This is a genomic window from Sorangium sp. So ce375 (assembly GCF_051473855.1).
Classification (GTDB): domain Bacteria; phylum Myxococcota_A; class Polyangia; order Polyangiales; family Polyangiaceae; genus Sorangium.
In genome coordinates, this window is the sequence record NZ_CP150335.1 from 8,147,151 (window position 1) to 8,164,881 (window position 17,731).

13 protein-coding genes are annotated in these 17,731 nt (G+C 69.5%); 6 read left to right on the plus strand and 7 right to left on the minus strand.

Features of this window, described 5'->3' with window-relative positions:
- Positions 1-102: 102 nt before the first annotated feature.
- Positions 103-1,740, minus strand: coding sequence for a glucose-6-phosphate isomerase (locus tag WME90_RS30105; protein WP_437275460.1), 1,638 nt, complete (start codon positions 1,738-1,740; stop codon positions 103-105).
- A gap of 144 nt (positions 1,741-1,884) precedes the next feature.
- Here WME90_RS30105 and WME90_RS30110 point away from each other — a divergent pair, with 144 nt between their 5' ends.
- The 4 genes from WME90_RS30110 to WME90_RS30125 all read left to right on the plus strand — a co-directional run bounded on the left by WME90_RS30110 (position 1,885) and on the right by WME90_RS30125 (position 7,075).
- Positions 1,885-4,812, plus strand: coding sequence for a 2-oxoglutarate dehydrogenase E1 component (locus WME90_RS30110; RefSeq protein ID WP_437275461.1), 2,928 nt, complete (start codon positions 1,885-1,887; stop codon positions 4,810-4,812).
- Positions 4,809-5,279: a PaaI family thioesterase gene (locus WME90_RS30115; protein WP_437275462.1), complete on the plus strand. Its 471-nt coding sequence runs from the start codon at positions 4,809-4,811 to the stop codon at positions 5,277-5,279. Before WME90_RS30110 ends, WME90_RS30115 begins: the two co-directional genes overlap by 4 nt.
- 211 nt (positions 5,280-5,490) lie before the next feature.
- Positions 5,491-6,213, plus strand: coding sequence for a hypothetical protein (locus WME90_RS30120; protein ID WP_437275463.1), 723 nt, complete (start codon positions 5,491-5,493; stop codon positions 6,211-6,213).
- Between the two features lie 502 nt (positions 6,214-6,715).
- Entirely contained in the window at positions 6,716-7,075 is a 360-nt protein-coding gene (locus tag WME90_RS30125; protein WP_437275464.1) for an S-adenosylmethionine decarboxylase family protein, read from the plus strand.
- Between the two features lie 55 nt (positions 7,076-7,130).
- Here WME90_RS30125 and WME90_RS30130 read toward each other — a convergent pair whose 3' ends face one another.
- Positions 7,131-8,555, minus strand: a complete 1,425-nt coding sequence (locus WME90_RS30130; protein ID WP_437275465.1) for a peptide MFS transporter — start codon at positions 8,553-8,555, stop codon at positions 7,131-7,133.
- 529 nt (positions 8,556-9,084) lie between these two features.
- On the opposite strand from WME90_RS30130, the gene WME90_RS30135 reads away from it, so the two are divergent.
- Entirely contained in the window at positions 9,085-10,173 is a 1,089-nt protein-coding gene (locus tag WME90_RS30135; protein WP_437275466.1) for a hypothetical protein, read from the plus strand.
- Positions 10,174-10,652: 479 nt separating this feature from the next.
- Positions 10,653-11,948 (plus strand): proteinase inhibitor, encoded by a 1,296-nt coding sequence (locus WME90_RS30140; protein WP_437275467.1) that lies wholly within the window; start codon positions 10,653-10,655, stop codon positions 11,946-11,948.
- 46 nt (positions 11,949-11,994) lie between these two features.
- Here the strand turns inward: WME90_RS30140 and WME90_RS30145 are convergent, their stop codons facing one another.
- From WME90_RS30145 to WME90_RS30165, 5 genes are all read right to left on the minus strand, one after another.
- A complete protein-coding gene (locus tag WME90_RS30145) occupies positions 11,995-13,737 on the minus strand; it encodes a CotH kinase family protein (protein ID WP_437275468.1) in 1,743 nt (580 codons plus the stop codon).
- Positions 13,738-14,278: 541 nt separating this feature from the next.
- Positions 14,279-15,136, minus strand: coding sequence for a class I SAM-dependent methyltransferase (locus WME90_RS30150; protein ID WP_437275469.1), 858 nt, complete (start codon positions 15,134-15,136; stop codon positions 14,279-14,281).
- A 195-nt stretch (positions 15,137-15,331) separates the two neighbouring features.
- Complete coding sequence (locus tag WME90_RS30155; protein ID WP_437275470.1) at positions 15,332-15,943, minus strand: hypothetical protein; 612 nt, start codon at positions 15,941-15,943, stop codon at positions 15,332-15,334.
- Between the two features lie 282 nt (positions 15,944-16,225).
- A complete protein-coding gene (locus WME90_RS30160; RefSeq protein ID WP_437275471.1) occupies positions 16,226-16,750 on the minus strand; it encodes an alpha-ketoglutarate-dependent dioxygenase AlkB in 525 nt (174 codons plus the stop codon).
- A 113-nt stretch (positions 16,751-16,863) separates the two neighbouring features.
- Positions 16,864-17,634, minus strand: coding sequence for a hypothetical protein (locus WME90_RS30165; RefSeq protein WP_437275472.1), 771 nt, complete (start codon positions 17,632-17,634; stop codon positions 16,864-16,866).
- Positions 17,635-17,731 lie beyond the last annotated feature (97 nt).

The following is a 17,731-nucleotide window of genomic DNA, read 5'->3' on the forward strand; positions in this document are numbered from 1 at the left end:
CCCTCCCTTGCCGAGCTGCCGGCCTCGACGGCGTCCCCGCTCCGCGCGGCGCGCGCGCCGCCGGGCCAGGCCGGCGTCGCTCCGCGCCACGCGGGCGCCCCGTCAGCGCGAAAGCCGGTACGTCGCGTCGAACGGCGAGCCGCCCTGCGGCACCTCCCGCACGACGCCGCGCTCCGGGTTCGCCGCGAGGTGGCGCAGGATCCAGAAGACCGTCTCGACGTCGTCCGCGCCCGCCGCCTTCGCGACCTCGGCGAGCGACAACGCGCGCCCCGCGCCCGCGCCGAGCGCCGCGAGCACCTTGGCCTGCAGGTCGAGCACCTCCTGCGCGGCCTTCTTGCCGGCCTCGACGCCGGGCTGGTGGTACGCGTTGATGCCCACGAGCGACGCGTACAGGCCGACGGCGCGCTCGTAGAGCGCGATCAACATGCCGACGGCGCGCGCGTCGACCGTGTCGATCGTGATCGTGATCGACTCGCGCCCGCTCTCGGTCAGCGCCTTGCGCGTCCCCTGCAGGAAGCCGTCGAGGTAGTCGCCGGTCGTCACGCCGGGGTCGACCTCGAGCACGCCGCGCGACGGCGCGCGATCACGGAGCACCTCGATGAACGTGACGAAGAAATTGTCGAGCCCGTCACGCAGCTGCTGCACGTACGCGTGCTGATCGGTCGAGCCCTTGTTGCCGTACACGGCGATGCCCTGGAAGACCTCCTTGCCCTGCCGATCGAGCCGCTTGCCGAGCGACTCCATCACGAGCTGCTGGAGGTAGCGCGAGAAGAGCTCCAGCCTGTCCTTGTACGGCAGCAGCACCATGTCCTTCCGGCCCACGCCGCCCGTCGCCGCGTACCAGGCGAGCGCGAGGAGCGCCGCCGGATTCCGGAGCACCTCCTTCGAGCGCGTGACCTCGTCCGTCTCGCGCGCCCCCTGCAGCATCTCGACGATCGACAGCCCCTGGAGCGCCGCCGGCAAGAGGCCGACCGCCGACAGCTCGCTCGTGCGCCCGCCGACCCAGTCCCACATCGGGAAGCGGGCCAGGAAGCCGTGCTTCGTCGCGTAGCGGTCGAGCTCGCTGCCCTCCCCCGTCACCGCGACTGCGTGCGCGCCGAGCGAGAGGCCGAGCCGACGGTACGCCGCCTCGAGCTCGAGCATCCCGTTGCGCGTCTCCTTCGTCCCGCCCGATTTCGAGATGATCACCGCGAGCGTCGCGCCGAGATCGTCCCCGATGGCGTCCAGCGTGCGATCGATCCCGTCGGGATCCGTGTTGTCGAAGAAGTGAATCTGCATCCGATCGGCCGGCGTCCCCAGCGCCGAGGCGACGAACTGAGGCCCGAGCGCCGAGCCGCCGATCCCGACGACGAGCACCCTGCAGAAGCGCGCCGCCCGCTCCGGCCGGACCCGCGCCGCGTGCACGTCCGCCGCGAAGCTCAGGATCCGCGCGTTCGTCTGCTCGATCGCCGCGCGGAGCGCCGCCTCGGGCGCGAGCTCCGGCGCGCGCAGCCAGTAGTGGCCGACCCGGCGGCCCTCGTCAGGATTCGCGATGCTCCCGCCCTCGAGCGCCGCCATCTCGGCGAGCGCCGCCTGAATCCGCGGTTCCATCGTGGTAAAAAAGTCGCTTCCGAAACGGATCCGGCTCACGTCCAGCCAGAGACCGAGGCTGGGATCGTGGAACAGGTGGTCCCGGAAGCGATCGAAGGGGAGGACGGCGGGCGCCGCTCCTCGACCCTGGGTTCTGCGGTCTTGATCCATGGCCCCCCTTCTACCGCTTCTCCCTACCGTTTCTCCAGGCGCTCGAACCCCTTGCCCGGACGATGTTCCGCCCCACGAGGCGAAGTCATCGGAAAACGACTCTAGCGTGCCGGCCCGACACGCGTTATTTGCAGCCCGACCACGATGCAGCTTGATTTCGGAATCAATGCAGGGCTCGTCGAGGAGCTCTATGCCCAGTACCTCGAGAACCCGGAGTCGGTAGACCCCGGCTGGCGCTCGTTCTTCGAGGGAAAGAACGGCGGAGCGACGCCGAACAGGCTGCCCGCTCCGGCGGCGGCGCCGTCCGTCCAGCACCACGTGCTGCGGCCCGGGAACGGGTACGGGAACGGAAACGGCAAGACGAACGGCGAGGCCGCGAAGACGCTGGAGGCCGCGTTCGCACGGACGCTGAGCGAGCACCCGAGCTCGCCCGAGTCCTCGCGCGATCTCAAGGTGCTCGCGGAGGCCGCGATCAAGGCGCGCGTCTACGCCCTCGTGAACGCCTACCGCGTGCGCGGCCACCTCTTCGCGCACGTCGACCCGCTCGGCCTGCCGCCGGCCACGCCGCCCGAGCTCGACCTCACGAACTTCGGGCTCCGGGTCGAGGACCTCGAGCTGCCCTTCCCGACGACCGACCTCGCCGGCGTGCCGCCCGTCCTCACGCTGCGCGAGATCATCCGCCGGCTCGAGGAGACGTACTGTCGCTCGATCGGCGTCGAGTTCACGTTCATCGAGGAGCCCGAGGCGCGCCAGTGGCTCCAGCAGCAGATGGAGTCGACGCGCAACCGGCTCACGCTCGACCGCCAGAAGCAGCTCCGGATCCTCACGAAGCTCTCCGACGCCGAGATCTTCGAGCAGTTCATCCACAAGTCCTACGAGGCGGGGACGAAGCGCTTCTCGCTCGAGGGCGCCGAGAGCCTCATCCCGCTGCTCGACCTCATCATCGAGCGCGCGGGGGCGCACGAGGTCGACGAGATCGTGGTCGGCATGGCGCACCGCGGCCGGCTGAACGTCCTCGCGAACATCATGGACAAGAGCCTGCGCGAGATCTTCGCGGCGTTCGAGGACAAGAACGCGGAGCGGCACCTCGGCAGCGGCGACGTCAAGTACCACCTCGGCTACTCGACCGATCGCACGCTCGAGAACGGGCGCAACGTCCACCTCACGCTCACGTTCAACCCGAGCCACCTCGAGTTCGTGAACCCCGTCGTGGAGGGGCGCGTCCGCGCGAAGCAGGACCGGCGGCTCGCCGACGGCGCCGAAGACGCGCGCCGCCGCGTGATGCCGCTGCTCATCCATGGCGACGCGGCGTTCATCGGGCAGGGCGTCGTCGCCGAGACGCTCAACATGATGAAGCTGCCCGGCTACACGACGGCCGGCACGGTCCACGTCATCGTGAACAACCAGGTCGGGTTCACGACCGACCCGATGGAGGGCCGCTCGACCCGCTACGCGTCCGACATCACGCGGATGCTGAAGGTCCCGGTGTTCCACGTGAACGGCGAGGACCCGGAGGCGGTCGCCCACGTCGCGCAGCTCGCGATCGACTACCGCACGCGCTTCGGCTCCGACGTGATCATCGACATGTACTGCTACCGGCGGTACGGCCACAACGAGGGCGACGAGCCGCGCTACACGCAGCCGCGGATGTACGCCGCGATCGACAAGAAGCCGACGGTCCGACAGGTGTACGTCCGGCGCCTGATGGAGCTCGGGCAGGTCACCGAGGAGAAGGCCGACGAGATCGTCGTGCGGCGCCGCGAGGCGCTCGCCGCCGCGCTCGACGAGGTGAAGCAGAAGGGCTTCGCGCCGGTGCTGTACTCGATGGGCGGCGTGTGGTCGCACTACCGCGGCGGCGCCGATAGCGCGACGCCGGAGGTGCCGACGAGCGTGCCGGCCGACAAGCTCATCGCGCTGTCGGAGAAGCTCCTCGAGCTGCCCGAGGGCTTCAAGGCGCACCCGAAGGTGCTGCCGACGCTCCAGCAGCGGCACGACAAGCTCGTCGCCGGCGAGCCGTTCGACTGGGGCACGGGCGAGATGCTCGCGTACGCGTCGCTGCTCGCCGAGAAGACGCCGGTGCGCCTCTCCGGTCAGGACGTGCAGCGCGGCACCTTCAGCCACCGGCACGCGGTGCTGCGCGACGTCGAGACGAGCGCGCGCTTCGCGCCGCTGTCGCGCGTGGCCGAGGGGCCGGCGCGCTTCGAGGCGTACAACAGCCCGCTCAGCGAGGCGGGCGTGCTCGGCTTCGACTTCGGCTACAGCCTCGACTACCCGGACGGGCTGGTCATCTGGGAGGCGCAGTTCGGCGACTTCCTGAACGGCGCGCAGGTCATCGTCGATCAGTTCCTCACGTCGAGCGAGGACAAGTGGCACCGGCTGAGCGGCATCGTGCTCTTCCTGCCGCACGGCTACGAGGGTCAGGGGCCGGAGCACTCGAGCGCGCGCATCGAGCGCTGCCTGCAGAACAGCGCCGAGGACAACATCCAGGTGTGCAACCTGACGACGCCGGCGCAGCTGTTCCACGTGCTGCGGCGGCAGGTGCACCGGCCGTGGCGCAAGCCGCTCATCATCGCGACGCCGAAGAGCCTGCTGCGCGTCCCGGCGACGTCGAAGGGCCCGCACCGGCCGGTGTCGACGATCAAGGATCTCTCCGAGGGCAAGTTCCACCGCGTGCTGCCCGACACGAGCGGGGTCGATCCGGCCGACGTGAAGCGGGTCCTGCTCTGCTCGGGCAAGGTCTACTACGACCTCGCGCTCGCGCGGGAGACGCGCGGGCTCAAGGACGTGGCGATCCTGCGGCTGGAGCAGCTGTTCCCGCTGAACGACGAGATCGTGAACGCGCTCGCGCCCTACAAGGACGGCACGCCGCTCGTGTGGGTGCAGGAGGAGCCGCGCAACTACGGCGCCTGGTACTACATCCTCGCGGTGCTCCGGCAGCGCATCGGCGACCGTCTCCCGCTCTCGTGCGTGAGCCGCGCGCCGAGCGCGAGCCCGGCGACCGGCTCGCGCGCGAGCCACCTCCTCGAGCAGAAGATGCTGATGGACGAGGCGTTCGTCGGGGGCAGCCGGTGAGCGGCGACGCGGCGAGCCTGCAGGACAGGTACTCGCCGCAGGGCCGCTGCTTCGGTTGCGGTCCAGCGAACGACAAGGGGCTCCGGCTGAAGAGCCGCGTCGAGGGCGACGCGGTGGTCTGCGACTTCACGCCGGAGCCGCACCACGAGGCGTTCCCCGGGATGCTCAACGGGGGCATCATCGGGGCGCTGCTCGACTGCCACTCGAACTGGACCGCGGCCTACCACCTGATGAAGGCGCGGGGGGCCGACGCGCCGCCGTGCACGGTGACGGCGGACTTCCACGTGAAGCTGAAGAAGCCGACGCCGCTCGGCGGCCCGGTGCACCTGCGGGCGCAGGTCGCCGAGGCGGAGGGCGATCGCGTCGTGATCGAGGCGACCCTGGAGGCGGGGGGCCGGGTCACGGCGACGTGCCGCGGGACGTTCGTGGCGGTGAAGGAAGGCCACCCCGCCTTCCACCGCTGGTAGGCGCCGGCTGACGCACGGCGCGGGCGGCTGCCGCCGCTCGTTGACACGCCGGCTGACGCGCGGCGCGGGCGGCCCGTCCGCGACCGGGAAGGCGTTGCTCGCCGCCTCCGTGGCACACGCGATGCTCGCGCCCCGGCGCGCGGCGTTCCCGGCGTGGCGCGCGGATCGGATCCGCCGTCCTCGCGGCACCGCGCAGCGAGGAGGATCCGCAATGAAGGCAAACACGGGGGTCGCGATCGCCGCGGGTGCGGTCGCCGTGCTCTGCGGGAGCGTCGCCGCTGCGCAGGACTTCGAGGGCACCGTCCCGCCGAGCTACCTGCGCTCTCCGCTGAGGGCGCCGGCCAACGCGCTCGAGCTCGGCCTCAACCTCGGGTACGCGCAGGGGTTCGGCGACATCGGGAGCGAGCGGCGCCTGCGCGACGTGGCGGGGCCGGGGGCGGGCGTGGGCGTGAAGCTCGTCTACCGCGGGGTGCCGGGGGTCGGCCTCGGGCTGACGTCGAGCTACGAGCAGTACATGGCGCAGGGCGCGGAGCAGGGCGTGGCCGACGTGCGCGGCGTGACGCTGGGCGCGGAGGCGAGCTTTCACCTGGCGCCGTTCGAGCGCGTCGATCCGGTGATCTCGCTGGGCAGCGGCTACCGGGCGCTGTGGACCGCGGCGCCGCCGGGGGTGAGGGGCGACACGGTGACCCACGGGATCGAGCTCGGGCGACTCCAGGCGGTGATTGACGTCCGCATGTCCGAGAGCGTCGCGCTGGGGCCCACGATCGGCGGCGGGCTCAACCTGTTCCTCTGGGAGAATCCCGAGGGGTCGATCCGCGGCTGGGAGGTCCCGGGCAGGCGCGTGAACAGCTTCGTGTTCGCGGGGCTCGAGGGGCGCTTCGACCTGGGTGGGCAGCGCGTGCGGGAGGTCATCCAGGTCGCGCGGCGGCGCTAGCGCGGCGGGGAAAGGGCGTGCCGAGCTGCCCGGCCCGAGGAGACTGCCCGGCCCCCCTCTCCGGGGGCCTCACGTCGTCGCAAAAGGGACATCATCGTGGAGGGCATAGGTCGCGCGCCTTCCAGACCACGCAAGCGCCGGCGGGTGGTTCCGCGCGGCGCGGGCGGGCGGGCGCGGCGAGCACCGACCGAGGTGCCATAAGGTCCCAGGGGGCTCTGCGTCTCAGGCGCGCCTTGTGTGGCGCGCGACGAGACGTCCCAGGTGGCAGGGCCCGAAGGGAGACATGCCGGGCGGTGTTCTCAGCGCAAGCGCCTCGGTCCCCGTCTTGGCGGATGGCCGAGCGCCCGCCCGCCCGCGCCGCGCGGAACCACCCGCCGGCGCGCTCGGCTCGGGATCACGCCCCTCCCGCCCCGCCCCTCTCGATTCCGGCTCCGCGCCGCCCGGCCTCGGCTACCCTACGCCCCCTGCGCTGCGCGGACCGCGGCGCGCGCTTGCCCGATCGATGCAGCTGTTCATCGCGCTCGCACTCTTCGAGGGCTGCCCCTTCGACTTCCTGAACAGCCCGGCCGCGCTCCGCGCCGCGCTGGAAGCAGCCGTCGCCGCCGGGCCGTTCACGCTGCTCGAGATGGCGGTCGTCCCGTTCTCTCCGCAAGGGATCACCGCGTGCGCCGTCGTCGGCGAGTCGCACGTGGCGCTGCACTCGTGGCCCGAGTCGGGGCGGCTCTTCGTCGACGTCGCCTCGTGCAGCACGCTGGAGAGCGTCCGCCGCGCCGTGGCCGCCATCGGGAGCGCGCTGCCCGAGGGGCGGCTCGCGACCCTCGACGAGCGGATCGTCGACCCCAGCGGCGCGCGGGCGCCCTGACGCGGCGCCGCGCCCTCGCGGAGAGGGCGCGCGGCCGCGCCGGGCGCGGCGTGGATCAGTGGTGGCCGAGCACGCGGCGGAGCGGCTTGTTGAACGCGAACATCGCGACGCCCGCGCCCATGCCGAGCACGGTGAGCAACAGGAAGAACATGTCCTTCGACCAGCGCGTGTAGAAGATGCCGATGTAGCCGCTCAGCGTGTTGCCGAGGAAGCTCGAGACGAACCACATGCCCATCATCATCGACACGATCCGCACCGGCGAGACCTTCGTCACGAGCGACAGGCCGATGGGCGACAGGTAGAGCTCGCCGATCGTGAGGAGGAGCGTGCAGAAGACAGGCCAGAACAGGCTGCCCTTGCCGCCGCCGACGGCCTGCGCGCCGACGATCATCACGATGAACGACAGCCCGAGGATGATGCAGCCGATCGCCATCTTCGAGACGCTCGTCGGCTCGGTGCCGCGCTTCGCCTGCCAGCGCCAGAAGATGTCGAGCAGGGGGGCGAACAGGATGATGCAGAGCGGGTTCACCGACTGGAACCACGTCGAGGGGATCTGGAAGCCGAGGACGGTGGGCCACATCGTCTTCTCGTCGGCCCAGCTCTGCATCGTGTTGCCCTGCTGCTCATAGACCGCCCAGAAGACGATGTTGAGGGCGCAGAGCGCCACGAGCGCGCTGACGCGCTTCCACTCGTCGCTGGAGAGCGGCTGCTTCTGCTCGCCCGCCCCCTCCGCCGTCTTCATCAGGTTGTCCTTGGCGAGGTACTTCTGCCCCGCCAGGTAGACGACGAGCCCAAGGCACATCCCCACGCCCGCGGCGGCGAAGCCGTAGTGCCAGCCGTAGACGGCGGCCAGGGTGCCGCACACGAAGTTGCAGATGAAGGCGCCGAGGTTGATGCCCATGTAGAAGATGGTGAAGGCGCCGTCGCGGCGCGGATCACCCTCCGGGTACAGGCTCCCGACCTGGGTCGAGATGTTGGGCTTGAACGCGCCATTGCCGAGGATGAGCAGGAGCAGCGCGATAAAGAACGAGTTCTCGAACGCCATCACGAAGTGTCCGGCGGCCATCAAGACGCCACCGACCACCACCGTCTTGCGCTGCCCCCACACCTTGTCGGCGAGGATGCCGCCGAAGAACGGCGTGAGGTACACGAGGCCCGTGTACAGCCCGTAGAGCATGGACGCCTGCTCGCCGGGCGCGTCGGGGAGGAGTCCCTTGATGAACTGCCACGCGAACACCGTGGTCGGATCGCCAGCGACGAGATCGCATGGCGGCGTGTGCTGCCGGCACCCCTGGTAGGCCTCTCGCGCGGTGACGAACAGGAAGTTCGCCATATACAGCTTGAGGAGGCCGCGCATGCCGTAATAGGAAAAGCGCTCCCACATCTCCGCGAAGAAGAGGATCACGAGCCCCGGCGGGTGCTTGAAGCGCCTCTCGAAAGCGGTGACGGGGAGGGCCGGCTCGATTGCTTGCTCGCTCAATGCTGTCTCTCCACGAGCTGGGACCACGCTGCGTGGTGGTCGGGCGATGCGGGGGATCGTGGGGCGCGCTGCCCCTCGGCAGGCGGATGCTAGACGATCCGCGACGCCCACGTCACGCCCTTGTTGCGCACAGCGTCGACCCGGGTGAACGGGGTGTCCACGTGGGCGACCCCCCGGCGATCAGGTGGGCGGGGCGCGCCGGCTGGCGCTGCGCTGGCGGAAGCGACCTCGATCCGGCGAGCGGCCGCCGCGGTCCGGCGGGCGGACGCTGCCGCTGGCGGGCGTCGTCGCCGCTCGCCGCCCGGCGTCGGCGCACGACGGCCGCCGCGGCTGGAGCGCGTCGGCCCACGCCGTCCTCGGTTGTGCCGGGAGCGTCCCCCGCGCCGCGGACTCCGCCCTGGCCACGCGAGGGCCCCCTCCATCCGAAGGGGAGATCCATAGTCGAGGCTTCCGGTGAGCAGCTGTCAGCCGCAGATGCTCTGTGATGCAACATCCCAAAACCCGCTCTGTCCCGGGGGACAGAGCACGTTTGACGGGTCTTCCGTGGATTCTGCTTCTCTCTTCCTGCGCGGGGGTCGAGCCGTCGCCGCCGGCGGCGTGCTCTCCTGGCGAGGAGCTCTTTCGCGGGCGGTGCGTCCATCCCGCCGCCAGGTACGAGCCTGAAGAGCGCATTGACCAGGACAACGTCGTCGCCTTCGGCGCCGAGCTCACCCGGCTCGCGCTGCCGGAGCCGCCGCGCAGCGGCTTCAGGATCGTCGTGCCGCCGCGGATCATGGCGCCCGGCGAGGAGGCGACCTTCTGCGTGTCATGGCCTTTCCCCGCGATCCAGAGCAGGACCGTTCACGCGGCGCGCGTCTACACGACGGCTGGGCTGCACCACAGCAACGTCATCGCCAAGCCGGTCAATCCATCGTTCGGGCCGAACCCCTACCCGGGCTGCCACCCAGGCGCCGACGACCCCTTCGGGACGCTGCCGGCGGCCATCCCGGACGTCCTCTTCGCGAGCTCCACGCAGGTCGTCGGCGAAGAGACGCTCGTCTTCCCCGAGGGGATGGGCTTCACCCTCGACACGTCCCGCGAGATCGCGACGAGCGTCCACCTGCTCAACACGTCGCCCGAGCCCGAGCTCGTCGAGATCGCCTACGACTTCTTCACCATGCCTCTCTCGGAGCGCGCGGAAGAGCTCGTGCCGTTCGTCATGAGCGTCAACGACTTCCTCGTCCCTCCTCACGCCACCCACACCGTCGGCGCGACGTGCTCGACGTTCGGCGGGAACATCGTCTCTCTCATGCCGCACACGCACCGTTACGCCGACGCCTTCGACGTCGATGTCGTCCGCGCGGACGGCGGCGAGGAGCGCGTCTACGAGGGCGGGGCGTTCGATCTGGAGAGCGACATCGAGCTCTACCGGCCGGCGCTCGCGCTCGGCGAAGGCGACTCCCTCCGGTACGCGTGCAGGTTCCGGAACACGTCGGACCACGATCTCACCTTCGGCTTCGGGGACAACGAGATGTGCATGCTGTTCGGGTACATGTACCCTCCGCCGAAGCAGGTGGCGGGGATCTCGCTGCGCGACGGGGAGCCGTGCATATCGCTCGGCGTCGGCGCGCTCCGGTGAGGAGCTTCGTCGCCGCCTGATCCCACGCAGGGCGCGGGCCCAAAGCGCCGTGTCGTCGACGACCACGACCCCGTTGGGACCGAGGGCGGGAGCGGGCTTTGCGCCCCGAGCCCTCGACTGCCTGGCGACGGAGGGTCGTGTTCGGCGCCCTGACACCCCCGGACACGCCACCGCCCCCTTCCAGGCGCACCACGTCACATACGTGATCCAGATCACATTTTTTCACAATAAGATTGGACGACAGTTGAACAACTATGAACAAACGATATACCAGCGGACGCTCACCGGGAAGAAAAGTGAGAAAAATCACAACCAACTTCGCCCGAAGGCGACGTTCAGGAGATTCGACCGTGAAGCAAGAGCTCCTCCGTTCACCGCGCGTGATGCTGGGCGCAGCGCTCCTCGTCTCGGCCCCTGGAGGGCTGGGCGCCTGTCAACGGGCCTCGGAAAACGCCGCTTCGGGGGCTCCAGAGGCCTCCGTGACGCCGGATCGTTGCGTCTATACGAGCCCCTTCAGCCAGGCCGAGGAGTGCCGTGAGTACACCGGCGCAGGCTGGACCGCAGAGGCCGTGGAGGCCGACTGCGACGCGCTCCAGGGCTCCACCTTCACCAGGGGCGAGAGCTGCGCGTATCCGCAGACGCTCGGCCGATGCGTGCTCGGCGGCGGGACCGACGACGCTTACACCCTCATCTTCCCCGGCGGCGACACGAGCCAGTGCGCCTCGACCCAGCGCGGCTGCGAGACCTTCGGCGGCGGCCGGTTCGAGCCCGACGCCTGCGAGGGCGCGGCCGAGGAGCCTGGCGGCGGCGTGGGCACGGGCGGCGCCGTCTTCCAGTGGCCAGAGCAGGTCTGCGTCGACCCGAAGGCTGGCGAGCCGGCAGGGCAGAGCGGCGGGAAGGTCTGCACGTTCGGCGCGATCTCCGGCTGCACCGAGCCCGGCCGCCAGTTCACCGACTATGCGTCGTGCGAGCCGGTCCTCACGCAGCGGCCGTACTGGCCGGCGCCTCCCTCCGATTACAAGACCCCGAGCGACGATCCACGCCTCTCCGATCCACAATGGCTCGGCGAGCTCGCCTGGGTCACGGAGCAGACCGAGGCGTGCGGGTGCGTGTGCTGCCACTCGGAGAAGGCCGCGCCGGCCGCGGGGCCGTCGAACTGGTACATCGAGGCCGGACCGGTCTGGACCGACAGCTTCTATCCAACGGGCCTCGCGCTGGCCGCCGGCTGGGTCTCCTCGGCGGCGCTCGGCGCGTATCCGCCGGACCAGAACAACGGCTTCTCCCGCGACGTCAGCGGCCTGCCCTCCACGGACCCGGCGCGCATGGTCGCGTTCTTCGAGGGCGAGCTCCAGCGCCGCGGATTCAGCAAGGAGGACTTCGCGAACGAGACCCCGTTCGGCGGGCCGCTCCATGAACAGAGCCTCTACGTGCCAGGCGACTGCGCGGCGGGGGAAGGCGTGGACGCCGCAGGCAAGATCACCTGGACCGGCGGCGACGCCCGCTATGTTTACGTCTTGTCGGCGAACGCCGCGAACCCGGGCGCTCCGCCCAACCTCGACCTGCCCGAGGGGACGATCTGGCGGCTCGACGTGCCCTCGAGCGCCGAGCCCGTCAAGAGCGGTATCACCTACGGTAAGGTCCCGCCGAACACGGAGCAGGGTTATCCCGCCGAGGGGATCCCCGAGGCGCTCGTCCCGGGCACGAAATACTACCTGTATGTCTGGAAAGACGTCGCCGTCCCGATCACGCGGTGCCTGTTCGAGGTCTCGCCCTGAGAGGGAGCCCCACGGCGGGGCTCCCTCCCTCGGGGTTCAGCCGGCGTCAGTCCGCTCCTTTACCGCCAGCGCCGCCAGCGCCGCCGGCGCCGCCTGCCCCCGCGGTTCCGTCACTCGGGTCTCCGCCGCCGCCCACCGCTCCGCCGCCCGCTCCGGAACCGCCCGCGCCTCCAGCGCCGGCGTCGCCGCCGCCCGCTCCGACGCCGCAGTCCTTGGGAAAGCCGCACCAGCCGCCGCAATCGATCTGGGGAGGAGCGCAGAGGCCGCAGTCCTTGGGAGAGCCGCACCAGCCGCCGCAATCGATCTGGGGAGACACGCAGGGCTGCGGCTCCTCGCGATTCCTCTCCAGCTCCACCGGCAGGACCTCGAGCTGCTGGGTGATCCAGGCATCCAGCGCCTCGTATCGCGCCTCGTCGCCCGAGCGGAGCATGCCCTCGTCCGACAGCTGCTCGTAGATCCCCTTCAGCACCGCGTTCGGGTTCAGCGCCGCGAACTCCTCGATCACGTCCTCGCACGTCGCGATCGTGTCGGCCCAGCAGGCCGGCTCGCCCTGGCACCCGCGCGCCAGCGAGTTCGTGCCGGCCAGGGGGACCAGCGCATACCAGCTCTGCCCCAGGCTGATGTCGACCGAGTACGGCAGGTACTGGAACAGGCCGTCGGCCCGCTCGACCAGCACGACGTTGTTGCTGTTGTGGATCGCGTCGTCGCCGGTGGCGAGCACCCACGACAGGCACTGGAAGCGGTGGAAAGCCGGCCAGTCGATCCAGCCCTCGAGCGAGGCCTTGAAGCCCTCGCCAGGCGGTGCCGCGGCGACCGCCTCCTCGAGCTCCCTCACGCGGCTGTTGTCACACTCCTTGAGCTGGCAGCTCGCTGGATCGTCGAAGACGCTCATGCCGGGTGCCACGATGTCGATCGGGATCGGGCCGCCCCCCGGGACGTCGACGGCGAAGTCTCCAGCGAACTCCCACATGTTGGTGCAGCCGCCGCCGAGCCGGTCCCCGAGGCGCGTGCAGAACGACTTCTTGTAGCGCTCGACCACGATGTAGGGGATGGCCACATCCGCGCCCCAGACGTTGCTCGATATCCAAGCGTAGTTGGTCAGGGGGGCCGGATAACCGAGGCGTGTATAGAGCTCGAGCGCGAGGCGCTCGCGGAAGATGCTGCCGACCTGGCCGTTGTTGAAGCGCACGTGCTCGAAGCCGCCGAGCCGTTGCTGCTCGACGAACTCGTCGGCGTCGATGTTGAGGTTGGGGATGGTTCGCTTCGTCCAGGGCCGCTGCGTCGACTGGCCGGCGATCCCTACCTGGACCTTGCCGTAGTCGGCCGTCTTGCCCTCGTCGCCGGCCGTCGTCACCCACAGGTGATCCACGAAGGTCGCGTCCTCCCCGGTCGGTGAGTAGATGTCCCCGAACGCAGCATCCCTCTTGATGGGGCCCCCGATGCCGCCGATCCCTTCGTTCATGATCTCGAGCTGCTCTTCCGAGACGGCGAGCCAGTAGCGGTTGCCGATGGTGCCGAAGACGTCGAGCGCGAGCTCGGCCACCTCGGTGTCCGCGACAGGCGCCCCCGGGTACGCCTCGGGCCCGCCTCCGGGGCCCGCGCCGCCGCCGGCGCCGCCGGCCCCCCCCTCCCCGTTCGTGTAATAGTAGTTGTAGATGTTGTCCGGCTTGTCAGCACACCCCGCCGAGAAGACGGCAGACGGGAGGGCGAGCAGGGCGAGCAGGGCGATCGCCCCCGGGCGAGAAGATCGTGTTCGAGCAGAGGAAGACGACGACAGCTGATTGGACATGAAGCGCAACCTTTCGCGTCACGCCCAATGCAAAGAATGTACCGTTCACGGCGAAATAGTAACGTCTCGGTGTTCGTGTTCTCGAGACGGGGCGGCCCTGCGGGTCGGGTGAGATCGCCGAGGAGCCCGGGCCGCCCGTCGTGCGATGTGCGGGCGCGCCGCCAGCGTCCCGCTCATGACACGAGGATCAGAGCCTGGCACACTCTCCACGAGCTACGCGCGTCTGTGCCAACGCCGCAACGCGGCGTCGATCCGCCTGACCGCGGCTCGCAGCCTTGGGTCGCAGCAGCACCTTCAGCGCGTCGTACGCGTCCCTGATGGCAGGCTCCGCGAGCTGCGGGAGCGCGCCGACGATGGCGGCCGGGATCGCTTCCATCGAGCACCCCTCGGAACACGGACACCTTGAGGAGGGTCACGGTGCGCTCGGCCCGACCATGTCGCACGGCCAGGCGGAAGCGCCCACCTCGACGCAGCGCTCGCCCGAGGCCTCAAGCGCAGCGAGGGCCACGCCAGCTTCCATGTCCGAGCCGGACCGCTCGACTCAGGTCGTCGCGACCAGGAGCTCCTCTGAATTATTCGGCGGACGAAGGCCATCCGTCCTACCCGCGAAGTAGCGCTCGGCGAGCGCAGCGGCCGATACGTGCTGGACCTCGCTGAAGCCGGCATCTCGGGCCAGGGCCAGCATCTCTGCCGGCGTGAAGAAGCTGATGAAGGGCGTGCCGTTCGCTCTGGCCCCCGCTGCAGCTCGCTCGATCCCGGGGCGCACCTCGGGGTCCGCCAGCTCGATCGGGAGCATGAACGACATGGCGAGCGTGGAGCCCGGCGCGAGCGCGGCGACCTGGCGCAGCGTCGCCGTGATGGCGTCCCTGGTGAGGTACATGCTGACCCCGGTGGACGCCACGACCGTCGGCCGCCCCGCGTCGAAGCCCGACGCTGCCAGCCGCTCCCACCACGCATCGCCCGCCTCGAAGTCGACCGGCACGAGCCGCAGGAACGATGGGACGCCGAGGCCGAGGTCGACGAGGCGCTGGCGCTTCCACGCCTGAGGGCTGGGCCGATCGATCTCGAACACGAGCAGGCCGGAGGCGAGCTCCGGCCGACGCTGGGCGAAGGTGTCCAGGCCCGCTCCGAGGATGACGTACTGCTCGACACCACGGGCGGCGCGCTCCGCGACGAGATCTTCGACGAAGCGGGCGCGAGCCACGATGGAGGCCCGGAAGGGCCGCGTGAACGGGCTCATGTCCGGACGGCCGCGCCAGCCGTCGTCTGGAGCCGCCAGCTTCAAGCCGATTTCATCTACGAACACGTGCGGTGGCGCATCGGCCTCCACGTGCAGCGCCCGCCACAAGGCGACCCGCACCGCCGTGTCGTCTGGTTCCGCTCCTTGTTGTTCATGCATGGCGTTCTCTCTCTTGGCTTCTGGCTGTTGTTGGTCCAACGCGACGGAGCTGGGCGAGGTCTCTATGTTCCTCGTAAAATGGCGTCGATTCGAGACTCCGCCCACTCCTGGATGCGGGAATTTCGCGGCAGCAGCTCGGCGATGCGATCGTTCGGCGGGTAGCCTGCGTCGACCCACGCCTCGGCGTCACCAGCATCACATCGGCTCATGGTCTTGCGGGCGAAAGACTTCGTCTATGCGGGCTTGGAGCAGCCTTTTGGCGTCGTCACGAAGCGGCTCGCCATGAGCGCTGATAAGATGGCGAAACGGCAGGTCGGCGAGGCGGCGAAAATCTGAGACGTCGGGAGCGCACGCCTCTCGCCAAGTCGCGGGGATGTTCGCCGTACCGATCAACCCTTGAGCGACGAACAGCGCGCCCGTTTCATCGGAGAAGAAGGGATCGACGTGTGACCAGTTCTGGACGGCGTCACATGTAACGAGGATTCCGCCCTCCCGCGGAAGTAACACAGCGGCTTCAGGGAACCGCGCCGTTGTGAAGACAAACACGATTCCTCCGTGAGCCGGAAACGGGCCCCCTGCTGCGAGCGCTCGATCGGCAGGTGGGCCGTCGGCCGCCACCGCCTCGGGAAGGGCCCACAGGGCGGCGCCGTAACGGTCACGATAGAATGGATCATCTCGACCGTGAAATGCACCGAGCCGCACGATGTGGCGGACCTGGCCCAAGGCGTCGAGCTGGCGCAGCCCTTCCTCGTTCATGCGCACGGTGTTCACGAGCGTCAGGTCTCGGTCCTGCCGGAGCACGGTCATCGTGCGGCTCGTCTGGAGATCGATCCCAGCGTGGCGAGTCCTATTCGTACCCACGACGTAAAAGACCTCTGGGAAGGCGTCTTGAACCTCGCCGTGCGGCCATGCGGCGCTGTGATCAATCATTTGAAACGTCTCTCCACCGCTTGGATCCATTTTCGGTCCTCTTCATGTACGAGTCCAACGCACGCCTATATCTGCCCTGCCGTCGCCCGCGACCAGCAGCATCGCGTACAGCACCCGGATATCGCCCCAGAGCAGCTGATCCACGCGCCACTCCGCATTTCAACGAGAAAGGAGCCGGAATGTGAGGCTGATCCGCGGGCCCGCGGCTTCGACGGCGAGGACCGCGTGCTGCCACCCCTCCTGAACGCTGGCGCGCATGATCAGGAGCGAGCCGGGTGCCAGGGCCACGTCGTGCCTTTCGTCCCTTCGAAGGCACCGGCGGAAGGTGAGGACGCGAGGGGCGCCCAGCGACAGGATCGAGGTCGTCGTTCCAGCGACGACGCCGGCGCTGGAATCCGAGTGAAAGCCCATCTTCGCCGTCCCATCGACATAGAAGTTGGCGAGGCAGTTGTTGATCCGGTGCCCCACCACGCCGGCGATGCGGGTCGCGAGCTCCTGCACGAAGGGCGGCATCTCGCAGTCCGGGTAAGAGATGCCTGAGTAGTTGTACGCCACCCCGCACGAGGCGGTCCGGCGTGAATGCATCCGGTCGTCCCACGCGAGACTCCGCTCCGCCACGTCGAACATGGAGGCTGGATCCGCGACAAATCCCTCCAGGTACTGAACGTCCAGGTCTTCCGGCATGAGTCGCTGCGATCGAACCGGTGCAGGAATGGTCCCCCGCCCGCCCAACGTGCGGGTCTGCGGCCGACGGGCGGAGCCCGGCCGTCGGCAGCAGCCGTGAGTCACGGCTGAGCCTACTCCTTCCCGAGCAGCAAGTCGATCACCCAGCACCCGCGGACGTGGGGCGCGTGGCCGCGGCAGTGGGCCAGCACGTCGGCGTCCTCGCACCCGGCCTCTGCCAGGGCGTCACCCAGGATCGGCATCAGCCCGAAAACGCGGCTTTCGTACATGTGCCGGGCCAGCCCGACGGCCGTCTGGGCCCGCCAACCCGGGTCGAATGCCACCGCGCGGAACGGGTTACCAAAGATGTCGCGGAGCAGGTCGGCCTGGGCGCGCTCCTCCGCGGCACTGCTGGCATGGTATGAAGCATCCCCGGATCCGGCACCAGGATTGGCAATCCCAGCAGCCGCCAGATAAGCATTGGACGAGGCGTAGTACGCGGCCTTCGGAGCTTGTGGCCGAACGATCTGAAAGCTCAGGGCCAGCGCGTCGTGCGTCGGTTGGAGCGAGATACGTTCGGCGCCATGAGACGCCCGCCACCTACCCTCCAGAGCGTCAAGCGCCTGCCGGACCAGCGTCTCGGCTGCCTGGAGCTCTTCCAGGGTGGAGCGTCCATCGGCGTAACGGCTCGCTGTTTCCACCGTGGCTTCTGCAAGCTCATCTGGGAGCAGGGCGCGCACACGGCGATGACACTCACAGGCGAACAGGCGCAGCTTGCGGTCGCTCCCCCTGCACGCCGGAAACGTCTTGATGTCGATAACCCGAAGTTCTTTCGGCCCCAGTCCGAGCAGGAAACGGAGCATGGGGGTGGTTCGCGTACACACCAGCCATTCCGTCTCGGTCATCTGGCCACCTCCGCCCGGCATCTTCCCCGACGTGACCACGAGCATCCCTCGCAGACATGTCACTCTCTTACCACGGACAACGTTCGTCCTGTCGCAG